This window comes from Rhizobium sp. ERR 942, assembly GCF_007828395.1.
Lineage (GTDB): Bacteria > Pseudomonadota > Alphaproteobacteria > Rhizobiales > Rhizobiaceae > Rhizobium > Rhizobium dioscoreae.
Genome location: NZ_VIUA01000002.1, coordinates 711,605 through 728,254 on the forward strand (window position 1 = coordinate 711,605; position 16,650 = coordinate 728,254).

Genomic DNA, 16,650 nt, shown 5'->3' on the forward strand with positions numbered 1-16,650 from the left:
GACGAGGCTGACCTTGTCGTCAGGCGCCCGTGCCAAAACGCGCCCGATAAAAGCCGGGTGTTATGGCAAGATTCTTGAGAAAGGCCCTATGCAGCGTGTCGGGGCTTGAAAAGCCCGAACGCTCGGCGATGCGGGCCAGCGGCCAGTCAGAGCTTTCGAGAAGCGCCTTTGCCCGCTCCAACCGTGCGGTTTCCACGAATTGCGCCGGCGTTGTTCCGGTCTCCTTGCGGAAACTGCGCGAAAAGGTGCGCTCCGTCATGCCGACCCGGCTGGCAAGAGCAGGTCCCGATAGATCCCCTGTGGGATCGTCGATGATCTCGCTCAGGAGCTGACGCAAGCGCGGTGTCGCATTCGCCTGAAGGGCGAGGCCCGCGCTGAACTGCGACTGACCGCCCGGCCGGCGCATGAACAATACCATCTGTCGCGCAACGGCAAGAGCGGTCTTCGGACCACAATCGGCCTCGACCAGCGCCAGACATAGATCGATGCCAGCCGTAATGCCGGCTGAGGTGAAGACGGGCGGCTCCGCCACAAAGATGGCGTCGGGCTCGACCTCGATCTGAGGCCGCAATTCCTTCAAAAGGGAACAGGAATTCCAATGCGTGGTCGCGCGTCTGCCATCGAGGAAACCGCCGGCCGCGAGGATGAAGGCTCCGGTGCAGACGCTAGCCATGCGCCGGGTAGGCTTCGCCCGCGAATGCAGCCAGGCAAGCAGGTCGGTCTGAAATATGACCTGCCGAAGCCCATCCTCGTTGCCGCCGGAGAGGATGATCGTATCGAGATCGGCGGGCAGTTGTTCGAGGCTCATGGTCTCGCCGAAGACAAGGCCGCCGGCGGAGCTGCTTTTCACCGATCCACCGGCCGGGGACGCGAGCACGACTTCGTAAGGCGGCGCACCCTCGGGCAAATGAAGGTTCGCCATCGCGAAGACCTCCATGGGTCCGACGATATCGAGCGCCTGAACGCCGTCATAGCCGATAACGACGATGCGCCGCGGGGAATGTGCAGAATCCTGCATTGGCGGAAAATGCGATATCTTTGTCATTTTCGCCAGCCCGCGAACCAAATATTTCCGAGGGTATGACATCAAAAATCTGGACACGTGCCATGGATCGCCATTCCCCCAAAATCTTGTTTCTCGCCCTGCTCGTATTTTGCATTGCGGTTTTCCCTTTCGTGAGACCTGCGATAGCTGCGGAAAATGCCATCCGGCTCCCGACGTTCAAAGCCGGACGGACACGGCCCCTCATCGCGATCGCCGCCGACAACCGGGGCACGGAGACAACCGATCTCGTCATCCCCTACGGCGTCCTGCGCAGTGCCGATGTCGCCGATGTCATTATCGTCTCGACCCAGGCTGGCATCGTGAATCTCATGCCGGCGCTGAAAATCAAGCCGGACGCGACAATGCGGGATTTTGACCGTGAGCATCCGGAAGGCGCCGATATCGTCATCGTCCCCGCCATGCATGACAACAGCAGCCGCAACGTCATTGCCTGGATTCGCGAGCAATCATCGAAGGGCGCGATGGTCGTTTCGATCTGTGAGGGCGCCTGGCTTGCAGCAAGGGCCGGCGTATTCGACGGCAAGCACGCCACCACCCATTGGTACGCCTTCGACGAAATCCGCCGTACCTTTCCGCGGACAGAGTGGGTTCATAACCGGCGTTACATCGTCGACGGTAATGTCATGAGCACCACGGGCGTCACGGCATCGATCCCCGCTTCCCTGACTCTGGTGGAGGCCATTGCTGGAGCGCAGAAGGCGCGCTCGGCTGCCACCCGGCTGGGTGTCATCGATTGGAGCAGCGCGCATGATTCCGCACCGTTTCACATGACAACGAGCCGCCTCTGGCGCTTTGCCGGCAACACCCTTGCCTTCTGGAACCACGAGATCATCCGCCTGCCCGCGGAGGACGGTTTCGATGAAATCGCTTTGGCGCTGACGGCGGATGCGTGGTCGAGAACCTATCGTTCGAAGGCTGTCATTGCGGAGCCGGCCCAATCCATCCGTTCGCGCAGCGGCCTCCTGCTTGTGCCGGACCTTTCAGCCCATACCGAGGCCTCGGTCTTGACGGTTCCCGCGCGCCCGCCCGCGCAGGCGCTGGATCAGACGCTGTTCGAGATTGCCGCGCGGTATGGTGCGCGAACATCTGATATCGTCGCGCTGCAGCTCGAATATCCCATACAGCATTGATCCATCATTATCCGCCACCGATCTCGCAAAGTCCGGCGGTGGTCGACGGCTGCACTCTCGTGATGAACACGGCAACTAAGGCATGACTTACGCCACCTTGACCGTTGCCTTTTCGGCAATCGATAGTGCGCATAATTGTTCTTTATTAGAACGCTGAATTCCCCCATCATCCCTGGCATTGGTGGATAACGAGACGAAAAGTCCGATCGCCCAATCAACAGGGGAACTATCAGCATGTCTCAATTCATGATGAATCGTCGCCGTTTCCTATCCAATGCTGCCTTAGTCGGGGGTCTTGCTGCGACCCAGACCTTCGTCGGCATCCGTGCCGGCAAGGCCGCCGATGTTGCCGAAGTGCGCATGCAGCTCGGCTGGCTTGCTTCCAACGGACTCATCGGCGAAGTCGCGGCACAGAAGAAGGGCTTTTTCACCGAGCAGGGCATCAATCTCACCATCGTCCCCGGCGGCCCGAATGTCGATGGCGTTGCCGGCGTTGCGGCAGGCCAATCCACCATCGGGCAGATTTCCTCCAGCCCGTCCGTCATGCTCGCGCGCTCGGCCGGCATGCCGGTCAAGGCGTTTCTGGCAGGATACCGTAAGCATCCCTTTACATATTTCTCGCTGAAAAAGGCGCCAATCCGCGAGCCGAAGGATATGATCGGCAAGACGATTGCCACCCAGCCGACCGCCTTCATCCTGCTGCGCGCGCTCCTCGCCAAAAACGGCATTCCGGAAGACAAGGTGAAGATGGTCAACATGGGTTCCGACATGAACCAGCTGATGACCGGCCAGGCCGATGCCGTCACCGGCTGGGTCACGAACACCAATGCGCTGAAGGTGCTCGGCGACGAGCGTGTCGACATGATGCTCTGGGATGCCGGCCTGCAGCTCTACGCCAACGTCTATTATACGACCGACGAACAGCTCGACAAACATTCCGACGTGCTGGTGCGCTTCACCAAGGCTGCCGCCAAAGGTTGGGGCTACGTCCGCGACCATCCGGAAGAAGCCGTCGACATGCTGGTTAAGGCCTACCCCAATCTCGACAAGGCCAGCGAGCTTGAAGCCGTCCACCCGGTCATCGATTTCTCCTTCGGCGATAGCACCAAGCAGACCGGCTGGGGCGCGATGAACAAGGACAATTGGGCAGCACAGATCAAGGCTTACGCCGATCTCAAGCAGTTTACGGGAGCAATACCGACCGTCGATGACGTCGCCACCATGGCGATCCTCGACGCGACGACCGATATCCGCAAGCAGATCGGGTGAATGCCATGATGAGCGCCGCCACCATCAAGCAGCCGCCGCTACCGGTCGTCGAAACGTCAAGGCTTGCCGTTTCCATTCGCGATCTCGATATTCGCTTCGGCGACAAAGGCAACGAGTTCACCGCTCTGTCCAAGGTCTCCGTCGATATTCCGGAAGGATCGTTCGTCACCATGCTCGGGCCGTCCGGATGCGGCAAGTCGACCTTGCTGCGCTGCATTGCCGATCTCGTTGACATCAGCGACGGTTCGGTTTCGGTTTTCGGCCGACCGCCACGAGAGGCGCGCCAGGGTCGCGATTTTGCCTTCGTCTTCCAGGAGGCAACGCTTTTGCCGTGGCGGAGCGTCATCGACAATGTCCGCCTGCCGCTGGAAGTCGGCAGGCACGACAAAAGCTCCTACGCCGATCCCATGGAGCTGCTCGCTCTCGTCGGCCTCAAGGGTCGTGAAAATGCCCTGCCGCACGAATTGTCCGGCGGCATGCGCCAGCGCGTCGCCATCGCCCGCGCCCTGATAACAAAGCCACGTATCCTGCTGATGGACGAGCCCTTCGGCGCTCTGGATGAAATCACCCGCGACAAGCTCAACGAGGAACTGCTTCGCATCTGGCGCGAAACGGGCACGACCATCGTTTTCGTCACCCATTCCATTCCGGAGGCGGTCTTCCTCGGTCAGCACGTGCTGATGCTGCAGGCCCACCCCGGCCGGGTGAAAGAATTCATGAAGGTCGATCTTCCCTATCCCCGCGCCCTTGCGATGCGTGACACGGTCGACTTCATAAAAGTGACCGCGCATCTGCGTGCGCTGCTGGAGGAATGCATATGAGCAACGCCGTGCACTCCGACATCGGCCACATCGCCAAGGCGCCGCGCAAGGTCGCCATCCTCGACGCAACCATCGGCGTTCTCTCCTCGCACATGCCGGCGATTCTTGCGGCATTCGGCTGCATCGTGCTCTGGCAGGCGGTCATCTGGATCTTCAAGATCCCGACTTTCATGGCGCCAAGCCCGCTCGATGTGCTCTCTGCCTTTCGCGACAATGCCGCGACACTGACGCGAAACTTCCTGCCGACTGTGCTCGAGGCCGTTCTCGGTTTCGTCTTCGGCAATCTCGTCGCCATACTGCTGGCGATCTGGTTCGTCCACAGCACGACGGCCGAGAAGGCCTTCTATCCGATCGCCGTCTTCGTCAAGGCGATCCCGATCATCGCGCTTGCGCCGATCCTGGTCCTGATCTTCGGCAACGGCGTCGCCCCGAAGATCATCATTGCCGGCCTCATCTGCTTCTTCCCGACGCTGGTCAACATGGTGCAGGGACTTCGCTCCGCCAGCCCCGCAATGCTCGACCTGATGCGGGTGCTTTCGGCCAGCAATTCGGAGATTCTCTGGAAGGTCCGTCTGCCAAGTTCGCTGCCATTTCTGTTCGCCGCGCTGAAGATCGCCGCAACGAGCAGCGTCATGGGCGCGATCGTGGCCGAATGGATCGGCTCCAGCTTCGGGCTCGGCGCCCTCATCATCGAGGCGACCTACAATTTCCGCTCGCCGCTGCTTTATGCGACGGTTGTCATTGCCGCGCTGCTGGCCGTGATCCTCTTCTTCATCGTCTCGGTCGCCGAGGCGAAGATGATCCGCTGGAAGCCGGCAGGACAGCACTAAAGCTTAGAAAACATCGAGGGAACACCAATGGAACAGGTTATTCACCAGCCTGCACGGGATATCCGTGTCGTCGATCGCTCTGATGTGGTTGTGGTCGGCGGTGGCCCGGCAGGGATTGCCGCAGCCGTCTCAGCCGCACGCAACGGCGCCAGCGTCACGCTTCTCGAACGTTATCCCTATGTCGGCGGACTTGCCGCCGGCGGCATGGTGCTCGTGCTCGACGACATGATCAACGAGCTCGAAATCACCGTGCGCGGCATTTGCATGGAGATGATCGAGCGTATGAAGCGCTGGGGACTCTGCGTGACCCCGACCGATCGCGATCGCCTGATCGAATTCCGCGATACGCCGGAGGCCTGGCAGCGCTGGGCGCGCTGGGGCCTTTTCGACTTCCACACCCAGTCGATGCCGCATCCGATCTGTTTTTCGGCCGCTTTCGATCCCGACGCCTTCAAGCGCGCGGCCTATGACATGATCGCCGAAGCGAAGATCAAGCTCAGGACCCATAGCTGGTTCTCCTCGGCGATCGTCGAAGGTGGCGCAATCAAGGGCGTCATCTGCCAGACCAAGGAAGGTATGCAGGCGATCCTCGGCGATGTCGTCATCGACACGACGGGCGATCTCGATGTCGCTGCAAGCGCGGGTGCTTCCCATGTCGAATCCAACTTCATCCTGACGACGGTCTCGCGGTGGGGTGGCGTCGATACGGAAGCGGCGGAGCGTTTCGAACGGCAGGAGCCGGAAGTCTTCAAGGCGCTCGATCACGAAGCCAAGCGGCTGATCGGCGGTTGCTGGTCCTTCTGGTGGCTGAAGACGCCGCTGCCAGGGGTCGTCTGGCTGAACTGCCCGCATATGCCGACGCTGAGTGGTTTGAAGGTCGACGACCTGACCAAGGCGGAGATGGAAGGCCGCTCGCGGATCGCAAAGCTGCTCGATTTCGCGCGGGAAAAAATGCCCGGCTTCGAGAACGCCTATGTCGTCGATTTCGCGCCGCAGACCGGCGTGCGCCAGACGCGGCTGTTGCAGGGAGATTATGTCGTGACGAAGGACGACGTCATGACTCGCCGCCATTTTGCGGACACGGTCTGCCGCGGCCGCGATTACTACACGCCGTACCGCGCCATGCTGCCCAGGGAGGTCGATCAGCTGATCGTTGCCGGCCGGCATTATTCGGCAACGCCGCAGGCACAGAAATCCAGCCGCGAGATCCCGCCCTGCATGGCGATGGGCGAAGCGGCGGGTGTCGCAGCAACGGTTGCCCTCAATGCCGGAACGACCGTTCGCAAGGCCGATATCCGGGCAATTCAGAAGCAGATGCGGGCTCAAGGAGCCGATCCAGGCGACATTCCCTCGGAGAACGCGACATATTTGGAGGCTGCAGAATGACGACTTTGCCACTCGACGGAATCCGCGTGATCGATTTCACGCAGGTCATGCTCGGCCCTTCCTGCACGCAGGTTTTGGCCGACTATGGCGCCGAAGTTATCAAGATCGAGAAGGTCAAGATCGGCGATCTCTCGCGTTGGTCGCTGGGCTCCGATCCGGACGGGCTCAACAATCCGGTCTTTTGCTCCTTGAACCGCAACAAAAAGAGCCTGGCGCTCGATCTGAAGGATGCCGGCGCCCGCAAAACCGTCCAGGCGCTGCTTGAGACTGCCGACGTAGTCGTCAACAACTTCCGGCCCGGCGTCATGGAACGCATGGGTTTTGGCTATGAGGATCTCAAGAAGATCAATCCGCGCCTGATCTATGCCGTCGGCACGGGTTTCGGGCTGACCGGCCCCTATCAGCATAAAGGCGGCCAGGATGTGCTGGCGCAGGCCGTCTCCGGCGTCATGCGCCGCAAGTCGGACAATAGCCACCCGACCTCGATCTATGCCACGCCGCTTGCCGATTACTCGGCCGGCATGCATCTCGTCCAGGGCATCCTACTTGCCCTGCTGCAACGCGACAAGACCGGCGAAGGCCAACAGGTCGCCGTCAGCCTCTACAACTCCATGATCGCCATGCAGATGCAGGAGGGCACTACACATCTGATGCGCCAGAAGGATCTGAACTGGGGCGCCTTTCCGCTGACGGGTGTTTTCGAGACAACGGACAGCGCGATCGTCATGGTCGGTGCCTTCAAGCCGAACCCCTTGCGCGATATCTGCGAGGCGTTGGAGATCGAAGACCTCTCGCAATATCCGCACTACAAGGATTTCGATGCCCAGATGGCGCGGCGGCCAGAACTGCAGGCGATCTTCCGCGACAACTTCGCCAAGAACAGCACCGCGCACTGGATTGAACGGCTGGAAGGCGTCGACATCCTTTGCGCCCCGGTGCGTTCACTCCCCGAGGCGCTGAAGGACGAGCAGACGATCATCAACAAGATGATCCTCGAGGCAGGCGAGACCGCAGCCGGTCCGATCCGTCTGATCGGCTCGCCGATCGACATGTCGGCCGCACAGGTGACCGTGCGAATTTCTCCGCCGCAGCTCGGCCAGCACAATGACGAAATTCTGGCTTCCCTTTCCGAGGTGCAGGGAGACGCAGCATGAGCGTCTCCTTCACCGTAGGAGACCGCGTCGCCCGCGTCACCCTGGACCGGCCCGACCGGATGAACGCCGTCGATGCCGAGACGGAAGCCGAACTTGAGTCGATCTGGGCGGAGATCGAGAAGCGCGACGATATCAGCTGCGTCGTCCTGACAGGCTCAGGCGAAAAGGCTTTTTGTGCAGGCGCCGACCTCAAGGGTGGCAGCGGCAGTTCCGGCGTCGATTATTGGACCGTCGGCCGGGAAAACGGCTTTGGCGGCCTCGCGTTCCGCCGCTCGCTCGACGTGCCCGTCATCGCCCGCGTCAACGGCTACGCGCTGGGCGGCGGTTTCGAGATGGTGCTCGGTTGCGATATCGTCATTGCGGTGGAAACGGCACGCTTCGGCCTGCCGGAAGCGCGCGTCGGTCGCATGCCGCTCGATGGCGGCATGGTGCTGCTCCAGCGCAAAATCCCGTTCAACCGCGCCATGGCCGTGATGCTGACGGGACGTCAGTTCGGCGCCCAGGAAATGGCAAGCTATGGTGTCGTCAACGAAGTCGTATCGGCTGGCGAACTCGATGCGGCTGTCGATCGCTGGGTTGCCGACATTGTCGCCTGCGCGCCGCTGTCGCTGCGGGCGATCAAGCAGACGGTCAATCGCACCGCCCATTTGAGCCCGGCCGAGGCACAGGCGCTGCGAACGCCGGCGCTCATCAAGGCGCTGAAAAGCGAGGATGCGATGGAGGGTGTAGCGGCCTTCCGCGAGAAGCGTGCGCCCGTTTGGCGCGGCAGATAGGCATGCTATAGCTTCAAGATTGCCGAGGGCTTTCTATGCATGCCAGCATCCTGAAATATTTCACCGAGGTCGCACGCTCTGGATCCATCCGCAAGGCGTCCGAAGAGCTGCATGTGGCAACCTCCGCCGTCAGCCGCCAGATCAAGAAGCTCGAAGACGAGCTTGGAACACCGCTCTTCGAACGCTTTTCCGACGGGCTGCGGCTGACGTCCGCCGGCGAAATCGTGCTGCGCCACGCCAAGGAGACGCTGCAGGACTTCGAGGTAATGAAGTCCAATCTCGGTGACCTTCAGGGAAAGAATACGGGCCGCGTCCATATCGCCGCCCTCGACAGCCTGCTCGTCACGTTTCTTCCTGATTTCATTAAGAGGTTTCATAAACTGCATCCTGCGGTCGACTTTCGCGTCCGAGCGGGAGCCTACAACAATATTTTCCATTTCATGGCGGCGGGCGACATTGATATCGGCATCAGCTTTGACCTTGCGACCCCACATGACCTGAAGCTTGTGGGGTCGATCCGCACAGCCTTCATGGCCATGGTCGCTTCATCGCATCCATTGGCTAGGGCGAAATCGGTGACGCTGCCAGAATGCGCCCAATATAAGCTGCTTCTGGCGCTCGACAGCGAAGTCGTCAGTTCGGCGATAGCGGTCGAGCTTGCGGGGCTTAATCGTGTGGGGCGAACGTTGGTCGCATCCAACAATCCAATCCTCCTCAAACCATTAATCATGTCGGGAGACGGCATTGGTTTCTTTACCCCGGTTGGACTCTGGCCGGAAATCCAGACGGGCGAAATCGTTGCCATTCCGATTCGGGACTTCAAGCTCAGCACCGTCGATATCGCTGTTTTCGTCCCCCGCGATCGGCATCTAACTCATGCTAGCCAAGCAGTCATCGAGCTGCTTAATACCGAGTTGCGTAGGTTCGGCGAGGATTTGAGAGCCATCGTCAGCAGATGAGAAAAGTATGAAAACGATCCGCCTGCTAAAATGTCCTGGCTACGACCCGGCCACGCGCTTCGACAGATTGACAGACCTGCCATTGCAGTTCAACGCTGCGACTGCGCTGCCCGGCGACCTCATCCTCCCCTCACCTGTCAACGCCCACGATCATGGCTATGGCATCCGCACACTTGATTTTGGCACGGCCGACGACGCACTTGAGGTGTGGATACCGGGCTTGAGGCTGCGGCCGCGCACCGATCCCTATCTCGAGGCGCTTGTCGCCTTCGGCCGGCTGGCCAAAACCGGCATCGGCGCGACGATGCACTGCCACAACTCGCTCAATGTCGATCGTCTGGTCGATGAGGCAAGCGCCGTCATACGGGCCGCCGGCGATATCGGCATTCGACTTGCGCTTTCCTGTCCGCTGCTCGACCATGATGCCTGGGCCTATGATGGTGGGCCGCAACGGCTGAAGCCGTTTCTGTCCACAGGTGATTGGCAGGCGTTGGAGCCGACCATCCCAGCCTACGCTCCGATCCCCACCCAACTTGCAGCCGTCGAGGCGATCGCTGCGGTCAACACCAGCCCGCTGGTCGATGTGCAGTATGGGCCGATCGGGCCGCAATGGTGCTCGAACGCACTTCTGGAGGCGATTGCCGAGGCTTCTGCGCATCATAATCGACGCATACACATGCATCTGCTCGAAAGTCCCCGCCAGCGCCTATGGCTGGACCGCCGCTTTCGCGAGGGCGTCGTCAACTATCTCGACAAAATAGGCTTCCTGTCGCCGCGGCTCGCCATCGCCCATGGCGTCCAATTGCGCCCCGATGAACTTGAACTGCTTGCCGAGCGCGGCGTGCAGCTCGTCAGCAATCCCTCAGCCAATCTGCGCCTTCGCTCCGGCATCGCTCCGATCGCATCCATGACCGAACTCGGCGGTCCCGCCTTCGCCATCGGCCTCGACGGCACAGGGCTGGATGACGATCAGGATCTATGGCGGGAAATGCGTCTCCTTTATCTGCTGCATGGCGGACGTAACCTGACACGACGGTTGACGGCCGAGAATGTCTTCGACGCAGCAATCCGGGTTGGGAGGCAGGTCATCAATGCCAGGAGTGCGGAAGACTTTACGATCATCAACTATAAAGCCCTAATCGCCGATGCGCTGTTCGATGATGTCGACGAGGCGGAGGTCCTGTTGACGCGCATGAGCGCGCAATATGCCAGCGGACTTGTCGTGGCTGGCCGCGAGGTGATGCGCGGAGGCGAACTGACAGGCGTCGACTTCGATGCTGCCCTTGCCGAGCTCCTGGCGCAGGCAAGAGCCGATCTGCCGAGACTTGAGAGGCAACGGCCTCTCGTCAACGCATTGTCAGAAGCGACGCGCGCCTATTATGCGAGCTGGCCCGGCATTTCCTGATATCGCGAGAGGCAACAACCACTGCCCAAAGGGCAGCGGAGACACCTAATCAGGACATCTTTGTATCACAAGCGATTTTCGGGCGCACCATCGTAAGCCGCCACGAAGGGATGATCGAGACTGGTCGTGCGGCTCTTGTCCCAGCCGCCGGGGGCACCCCAGCCGGTCACGCCGTCGGCAAAGAAATCGCGGTTGACGTCGCGCAGGAACAGCCGCTCCGCCGGCATTTCCTCGTCCCACAGGATGGCGTCGACGGGACAGACCGAGAGACAGAGGCCGCAATTGATGCACTCGTCCGGATGGATGTAGAACATACGTCCGCCCTCATAGATGCAATCGACCGGACAGGCGACAGTGCAGGCGCCATCCTTCGTATCGATGCAGGGCTCGGTGATTACGTAAGCCATAACGCTCGCCTCGCAGCGCTCTCAAGGGCGCTTTCGACGAACTATGACAAATGGGAGCGTTCTGAAGAAGCGCCGATTTTCGGCCTTCTGATTGCCGAAATGGCAACGCTCGCGGGGGAGAAAATCTGTTGGAAGACACCCACCGGAAGTGAGATAGGCTTGAGGCATTTGAGCCGCACGCATTTACACAATGCGGCTCAAGCCGAACTGTCGTTAGAGCAGCTTTTCCAGCGTGATCGGCAGGTCGCGAACACGCTTGCCGGTGGCATGGAACACGGCATTGGCGATGGCAGGCGCGACACCAACGATGCCGACTTCCCCGACGCCCTTGCCTCCGAGCGCCGAAGCATTATGGTCCGGAACGCCGACGGAGATCACCTGGATATCCGGAATGTCGGAATTCGTCGGCACGAGGTAATCGCCGACATTGTTGTTGATGGTGCGTCCGTTACGCTGATCGACCAACCCCTCTTCCAGAAGCGCCTGGCCGATGCCCATGATGATGCCGCCCCGCCACTGGCTTTCCACCAGCCTCGGATTATAGAGCCGGCCGCAATCAAAGGCGGAAACCATGCGCGAGACGCGCACCGTGCCGAAGTCCTCGTCGACTCGCACTTCGGCAAAATGGGCGCACCAGCTATGCATGGAATAATCGCCCATGGTCGGTCCCTGAACCCTAGCCATGGTGGTCCACGCCTGAAGCTGCTCCTGTGCGTTCGCACCGTCAGGCAGGGTGTTGCGCCGGACTTCGATCTCCTCGCGCTTCAGCGCGGACATCAGTTCGGCGAGCGTCAGCGATGGTGCCTCGCCACGCGGGGCTGCGATGCGCCCCTCGGCAAAATTCAGCGTATTTGCACCCGTATCGCGGAAGGGCGAATTGGCATCACTAAGCGCAAGGCCGATGAGTTCGTCACGGGCAGCGACCGCCGCCTTATGGACGGCCCCCATGATCGAGCCTGCCAGCATCGAGCCGCCGGCGATCGCCGAACCCGGTAGGCGTGAATCGCCGAGATAAACCTCGACCTGATCGACCGGAATGCCGAAGACCTCCGCAGCGCTTTGGGCAAGGATCGTGTAGGTGCCCTGCCCCATATCGATGGCGCCGCTGACGACCTCGACCCGACCGTTTGCGAGAATGCGGATCATCGCTTCACTCGGTGCGCGGATGACCGGGAAGGTGCCGCAGCCGATGCCCCAGCCGATCAGCGTCTTGCCGTCCCGCATCGAGCGCGGCGCGTGGCTGCGCCGCGACCAGCCGAAGGCTTCCGCGCCTTCCGTCAGCGCCTCGCGCAGCCGGCGCGTCGACCACGGCTTGCCGGACTGGTAATCGTGATCGGCATAGTTCTTCAGCCTTATCTCGAGCGGGTCCATGCCGAGCTTGTAGGCCAGCTCCTCGATCGCACATTCGATGCCGTAGGCACTCGGATTCTTGCCCGGACCACGCAAGGCGCCCGGCGTGACGCTATTGACCGGCACGACACGATGCTGCGAGGAGAAATTCTCGACCTTGTAGAGGATCGACGTTGCCGCCCCCGTCTGCTCCGGCCAGTCGGCATCGACCGAGGTTTCGCTGGCACCGCGATGGACGATCGCCTGCAGGATACCGTCTTCCGTCGCGCCAAGCGCGATCTTCTGCCTGGTCGCGGCGCGCCCGCCATAGCTCGTGAAATTCTGCGGGCGGGTGACCGCTAGTTTCACCGGCCGGCCTAGCTTTCTGGCAGCCGCAACGGCGACCGCGCCATAGGCAAGCGGCACCCCCTTCGATCCGAAACCGCCGCCGATGAAGGGCGAAATGATCCGGACATTCTCATAGGGCATGTCGAACCATTCAGAATACATGCGCGCCATGCCATGGGACCATTGGCTTGGCTCCCAGATCGTCAGCTGGTCGCCATCCCATTTCGCCGTCAGACCATGCGGCTCCATCGCCACGTGATATTCGCGCGGTGTCGAATATTCCGCTTCGATCCTAACCGGGGAAGCAGCAAGTGCTACCTCGGCATCACCCCAGGCAATCGAGAGGGGCTCCATGAGCTTGCCCTCGCCGGCATTCGGATCGTTGAGATCGGCGACGTGCTGGCTCTCTTCGTAAGTGACGCGCACCAGCCTGGCGGCCTCCGTCGCCAGTTCGCGGCTCTCCGCAACGACAGCGGCAATCGACTGTCCGTTGAAACCCACATCACGCGGCAGCGGATAGTAGGGTCCGTCGGCGGGCTTATTGCCGCCCCAATCAGCCGAAAGCTTGAGACCGAGATCATCTTCCGGCGTCAGCACCAGCAGCACGCCCGGCATCGCAAGTGCTGCCGAAGCATCCACCTCGACAACGCGGCCAGCCGGAATCGTACTCTGGATGAGCACGGCATAAGCGAGGTTTTCGACCGGATATTCCAGCGCATACGTCGCCGTACCCGTTACCTTCATACTGCCTTCGAAGCGCGACTGACGACCGCCGACGGTGCCGTCGGACGCATCGCCGTGCTTGCGGGGTTCCATCATGGTCATGCGAGACCTCCCATCTTCTGAATGGCGCGGACGATGACGCGCGGCGCAAGTTCGATCTTATAATGGTTGCCGCCATGATCGACGGCACCCTCCATGGCGAGCCGGCTGGCCTTCTCCAAAGCCTCCGGAGTGAGAGCCTTGCCGATGAGTGCCTGCTCGACTGCCCTTGCCCGCCAGGGCTTGGTGGCAACCCCGCCGATTGCCACGCGGACATCACGCACCGTTCTCCCGTCGGCTTCAAGCTCCAGGCCGACCGCGGCACTCGCGGCAGCAAATTCATAGGACTGCCGATCATGGACCTTGAGGTAGGTGGAGTTCCGAGCAGCGGCGGAGGCAGGAATAGTGACGGCGGTAATGATCTCGCCGCGCTGCAGGACGGTTTCCTTGTTCGGCGTGTCGCCCGGAACGAGGAAGAAATCGTCGATGCCGACTTTACGGCTATCCGTCTCGACCACGGCGTCAAATGCGACCAGAGCAACCGCCAGATCACCGGGATAGGAGGCGATGCAGGCCTCGCTGGTTCCGAGCACGGCGTGATTGCGCGTGACGCCGCCGATCGCCGAACAGCCGGAACCGGGATTGCGCTTGTTGCAGGCGGGAAAGGCGCCGGGATCGCGGAAATAGGAACAGCGCGGCCGCTGCAGGAGGTTGCCGCCGACTGTCGCCATGTTACGAAGCTGGGCGGAGGCGGCCAGAGACAAGGATTCGGAAACAGCCGGGAAAGCCGCGAGGATATCCTTGTGGTCGGCGACTTCGCTCATTCTGGCAAGCGCGCCGATCGTTGCACCATCGGCGGTTACGGTGATGCCACTCATACCGGAAAGATGGGTAATGTCTATGACGGTATCGGGCTCGCCGACACCGCATTTGGCAAGATCGAGCAGCGTCGTTCCGCCGGCAAGCAGCATGGCGCCGGCCTGCTGCGCCGCCTGGGCGGCTTCCGCTGTCGATGTGGCGCGCAGATAGGAGAAGTTTCGCATCATGCCACCTCCGCGGCCTGGCGCACCGCCGCAACGATGCTGTTATAGGCCCCGCACCGACAGAGATTGCCGGACATATATTCGCGGATCTCCGCATCCGAGCCGGCATGTCCCTCGCGAATGCAGGCAACCGCCGACATGATCTGGCCCGGCGTGCAATAACCGCACTGGAAGGCATCATGCTCGATAAATGCGGCCTGCACCGGATGCAGATCGCCGCTCTCGCCGCTCAGTCCCTCGATCGTCGTGATCTCACGCCCTTCGGCCTGCGCAGCCAGCGTCAGACAGGATAGCACGCACTTACCGTCGACATGGCAGGTGCAGGCGCCGCACTGTCCCTGATCGCAGCCCTTCTTGGTGCCGGTGAGGGAAAGATGCTCGCGCAGCGCATCGAGAAGCGTCACACGCGGCTCGATATCGAGCTCGTGGCGCTGCCCGTTAATGTCGAGCGCGATATGGATGGTTCGTGTCATGATAAGCTCCTGCCATCGTCACGAAGATAAGACCTGCGGAATCTAGTGGAATCTATCCGTCGGTCTACCGGTTGCTATGGTTTCTGTTGGAAAGATGGGCCGATGGAATTCTGACGTCATGATCGGCTCTCATCTGAATTGGGAAGCGGAGGACGCAACAAATAAACGGAGGCGCCTCCGTTTAAATTAATGCCTGGCTTGTTTTCGTCAAGCCCCGACATTCGGGCGAATCTAGCTTTGAAACGATCGAGATAGAGGATGGGCAGGAGGCGGATCGAAAGAGCCTCTGCTATTTGTCCTCGGTCCCTTCTTGCGAGCCGGCCGGGTGAAGGGATCGATCAACGCCCGCTCCCCATCCATCAAATCACTTGAAAAATGAAGTGTACCTAAGTTATGCTCAAACCGAGCAATAGTAGCCGAGGCCATCGGACCCTCATTTTGATTCAGCACCAAAATGATCACAACCTCCTGTCATCGCTCAACTATTTTTAAATCTGGCCGTCAGTGACAGGCTCGACCTCTTGTGAATTCACTTAAGGAGGATTTTCATGATCCATGAAATGCGCATCTATACCTGCCTACCCGGCAGGCTGCCAGCGCTCCAGGAGCGTTTTGAAACGGCGACACTGGCGATCTGGGATCGGATCGGAATCCGCCCCATCGGTTTCTGGACGACGATGATCGGACCGTCCAGCAATGACCTCATCTATTTACTTGAATGGCAATCACTAGAGGAACGCCAGCGGAAATGGGCGGAGTTCGTAACCGATCCGGTCTGGAAGGAAGCTTTGGCAAAGAGCGAGGCTTCAGGCCCGATCATCGCCAATATCGCCAGTTCGATCCTGCAGCCGACTGCATTCTTTCGCCCTTTTATCTCCGTCGAGGCCGATGGCTGAAGACGGACAGCAGATTGATGAACCTGGCGTAAAAGCCGGGACATGCCCGGCTTTCAAAATCTTTCGGCAGGCGTGCTTGCCGCTTCCTGTCAGCCGTTCTGGTCGCCGCTATTGTCGGCAGCCGGCTCCTGTTCTTTCTCCTTCAGCACGTCCGTCAGCTTGTTGACGCCTTCGAAACCGGCGACGGCGGCGGCCGCCTTCGTCAGGAAACCGGCATTCGGGTCGACAGCCTCGACGGCCTCGTCGGCAGCCACGGCACCTGCAACTTCTTCAATCAGCTTTCCGATACCCATTTCAAGCTCCTGATCGTTTTTTGTCTGCCGCAAAGTTGCGGCAATCGAGCGTTGCGAACGCCTCGCAGCCGATGTTTGGAAAGTCACCGCAAGCGACCTTTTCCTCCCTGGGGCGAGGCATGGTTTTCCCCGGCTCCTGCCATTTAGGCAACTAAACTGAAAGCGGCCTTAGCCCAAGATGAAGCGAAGCTGATGCTGCGCAATCTCTGCGGCACGCGCCTGCCCACATTTGTCACTTGCCGCCGTCAAGCCGTCACATCAGCCTAATAGGCCTGTGCTAAGCTTCCAGAATTTCGGACAATGCCA

At 60.6% G+C, this 16,650-nt stretch carries 16 protein-coding genes; 10 read left to right on the top strand and 6 right to left on the bottom strand.

The annotated features are described in order from the left end of the window. Positions 1-19 precede the first annotated feature (19 nt). On the bottom strand, positions 20-1,045 hold the full coding sequence (locus tag FBZ97_RS10110; protein WP_246661726.1) for a helix-turn-helix domain-containing protein: 1,026 nt from the start codon (positions 1,043-1,045) through the stop codon (positions 20-22). A 131-nt stretch (positions 1,046-1,176) separates the two neighbouring features. Here FBZ97_RS10110 and FBZ97_RS10115 point away from each other — a divergent pair, with 131 nt between their 5' ends. The 9 genes from FBZ97_RS10115 (at position 1,177) to FBZ97_RS10155 (ending at position 10,793) form a co-directional block, all read left to right on the top strand. Next, positions 1,177-2,196: a DJ-1/PfpI family protein gene (locus FBZ97_RS10115; RefSeq protein WP_246661727.1), complete on the top strand. Its 1,020-nt coding sequence runs from the start codon at positions 1,177-1,179 to the stop codon at positions 2,194-2,196. Positions 2,197-2,430: 234 nt separating this feature from the next. Next, the gene (locus tag FBZ97_RS10120; RefSeq protein ID WP_145319008.1) at positions 2,431-3,465 is read left to right on the top strand and encodes an ABC transporter substrate-binding protein; all 1,035 of its coding nucleotides are present in this window, start codon (positions 2,431-2,433) and stop codon (positions 3,463-3,465) included. Positions 3,466-3,470: 5 nt separating this feature from the next. Then, a complete protein-coding gene (locus FBZ97_RS10125; RefSeq protein ID WP_113329810.1) occupies positions 3,471-4,286 on the top strand; it encodes an ABC transporter ATP-binding protein in 816 nt (271 codons plus the stop codon). Then, a complete protein-coding gene (locus FBZ97_RS10130) occupies positions 4,283-5,116 on the top strand; it encodes an ABC transporter permease (protein WP_145319010.1) in 834 nt (277 codons plus the stop codon). The genes FBZ97_RS10125 and FBZ97_RS10130 overlap by 4 nt, the downstream gene beginning before the upstream one ends. A gap of 27 nt (positions 5,117-5,143) precedes the next feature. Continuing rightward, entirely contained in the window at positions 5,144-6,502 is a 1,359-nt protein-coding gene (locus FBZ97_RS10135) for an FAD-dependent oxidoreductase (RefSeq protein ID WP_145319013.1), read from the top strand. Continuing rightward, the gene (locus FBZ97_RS10140) at positions 6,499-7,656 is read left to right on the top strand and encodes a CoA transferase (protein ID WP_113350667.1); all 1,158 of its coding nucleotides are present in this window, start codon (positions 6,499-6,501) and stop codon (positions 7,654-7,656) included. Before FBZ97_RS10135 ends, FBZ97_RS10140 begins: the two co-directional genes overlap by 4 nt. After that, positions 7,653-8,429 carry an enoyl-CoA hydratase-related protein gene (locus tag FBZ97_RS10145; RefSeq protein WP_113350668.1) on the top strand — a complete coding sequence of 259 codons (777 nt, stop codon included), beginning with the start codon at positions 7,653-7,655 and terminating at the stop codon, positions 8,427-8,429. The genes FBZ97_RS10140 and FBZ97_RS10145 overlap by 4 nt, the downstream gene beginning before the upstream one ends. Positions 8,430-8,464: 35 nt before the next feature. Then, complete coding sequence (locus FBZ97_RS10150; RefSeq protein WP_069610244.1) at positions 8,465-9,388, top strand: LysR family transcriptional regulator; 924 nt, start codon at positions 8,465-8,467, stop codon at positions 9,386-9,388. A gap of 7 nt (positions 9,389-9,395) precedes the next feature. Further along, positions 9,396-10,793 (top strand): amidohydrolase family protein, encoded by a 1,398-nt coding sequence (locus FBZ97_RS10155; RefSeq protein ID WP_145319016.1) that lies wholly within the window; start codon positions 9,396-9,398, stop codon positions 10,791-10,793. Between the two features lie 65 nt (positions 10,794-10,858). Here FBZ97_RS10155 and fdxA read toward each other — a convergent pair whose 3' ends face one another. The 4 genes from fdxA to FBZ97_RS10175 all read right to left on the bottom strand — a co-directional run bounded on the left by fdxA (position 10,859) and on the right by FBZ97_RS10175 (position 15,155). Beyond that, positions 10,859-11,200 (bottom strand): ferredoxin, encoded by a 342-nt coding sequence (fdxA, locus tag FBZ97_RS10160; protein WP_113329554.1) that lies wholly within the window; start codon positions 11,198-11,200, stop codon positions 10,859-10,861. A 213-nt stretch (positions 11,201-11,413) separates the two neighbouring features. Next, entirely contained in the window at positions 11,414-13,702 is a 2,289-nt protein-coding gene (locus tag FBZ97_RS10165) for a xanthine dehydrogenase family protein molybdopterin-binding subunit (RefSeq protein WP_145319019.1), read from the bottom strand. Next, entirely contained in the window at positions 13,699-14,682 is a 984-nt protein-coding gene (locus FBZ97_RS10170) for a xanthine dehydrogenase family protein subunit M (protein ID WP_145320025.1), read from the bottom strand. The genes FBZ97_RS10165 and FBZ97_RS10170 overlap by 4 nt, the downstream gene beginning before the upstream one ends. Beyond that, complete coding sequence (locus FBZ97_RS10175; protein ID WP_145319022.1) at positions 14,682-15,155, bottom strand: (2Fe-2S)-binding protein; 474 nt, start codon at positions 15,153-15,155, stop codon at positions 14,682-14,684. The genes FBZ97_RS10170 and FBZ97_RS10175 overlap by 1 nt, the downstream gene beginning before the upstream one ends. Before the next feature lie 548 nt (positions 15,156-15,703). Here FBZ97_RS10175 and FBZ97_RS10180 point away from each other — a divergent pair. Beyond that, positions 15,704-16,051, top strand: coding sequence for an NIPSNAP family protein (locus FBZ97_RS10180; RefSeq protein ID WP_145319024.1), 348 nt, complete (start codon positions 15,704-15,706; stop codon positions 16,049-16,051). Between the two features lie 89 nt (positions 16,052-16,140). Here FBZ97_RS10180 and FBZ97_RS10185 read toward each other — a convergent pair whose 3' ends face one another. Next, positions 16,141-16,344, bottom strand: a complete 204-nt coding sequence (locus tag FBZ97_RS10185) for a hypothetical protein (protein WP_092707204.1) — start codon at positions 16,342-16,344, stop codon at positions 16,141-16,143. Between the last annotated feature and the right edge of the window lie 306 nt (positions 16,345-16,650).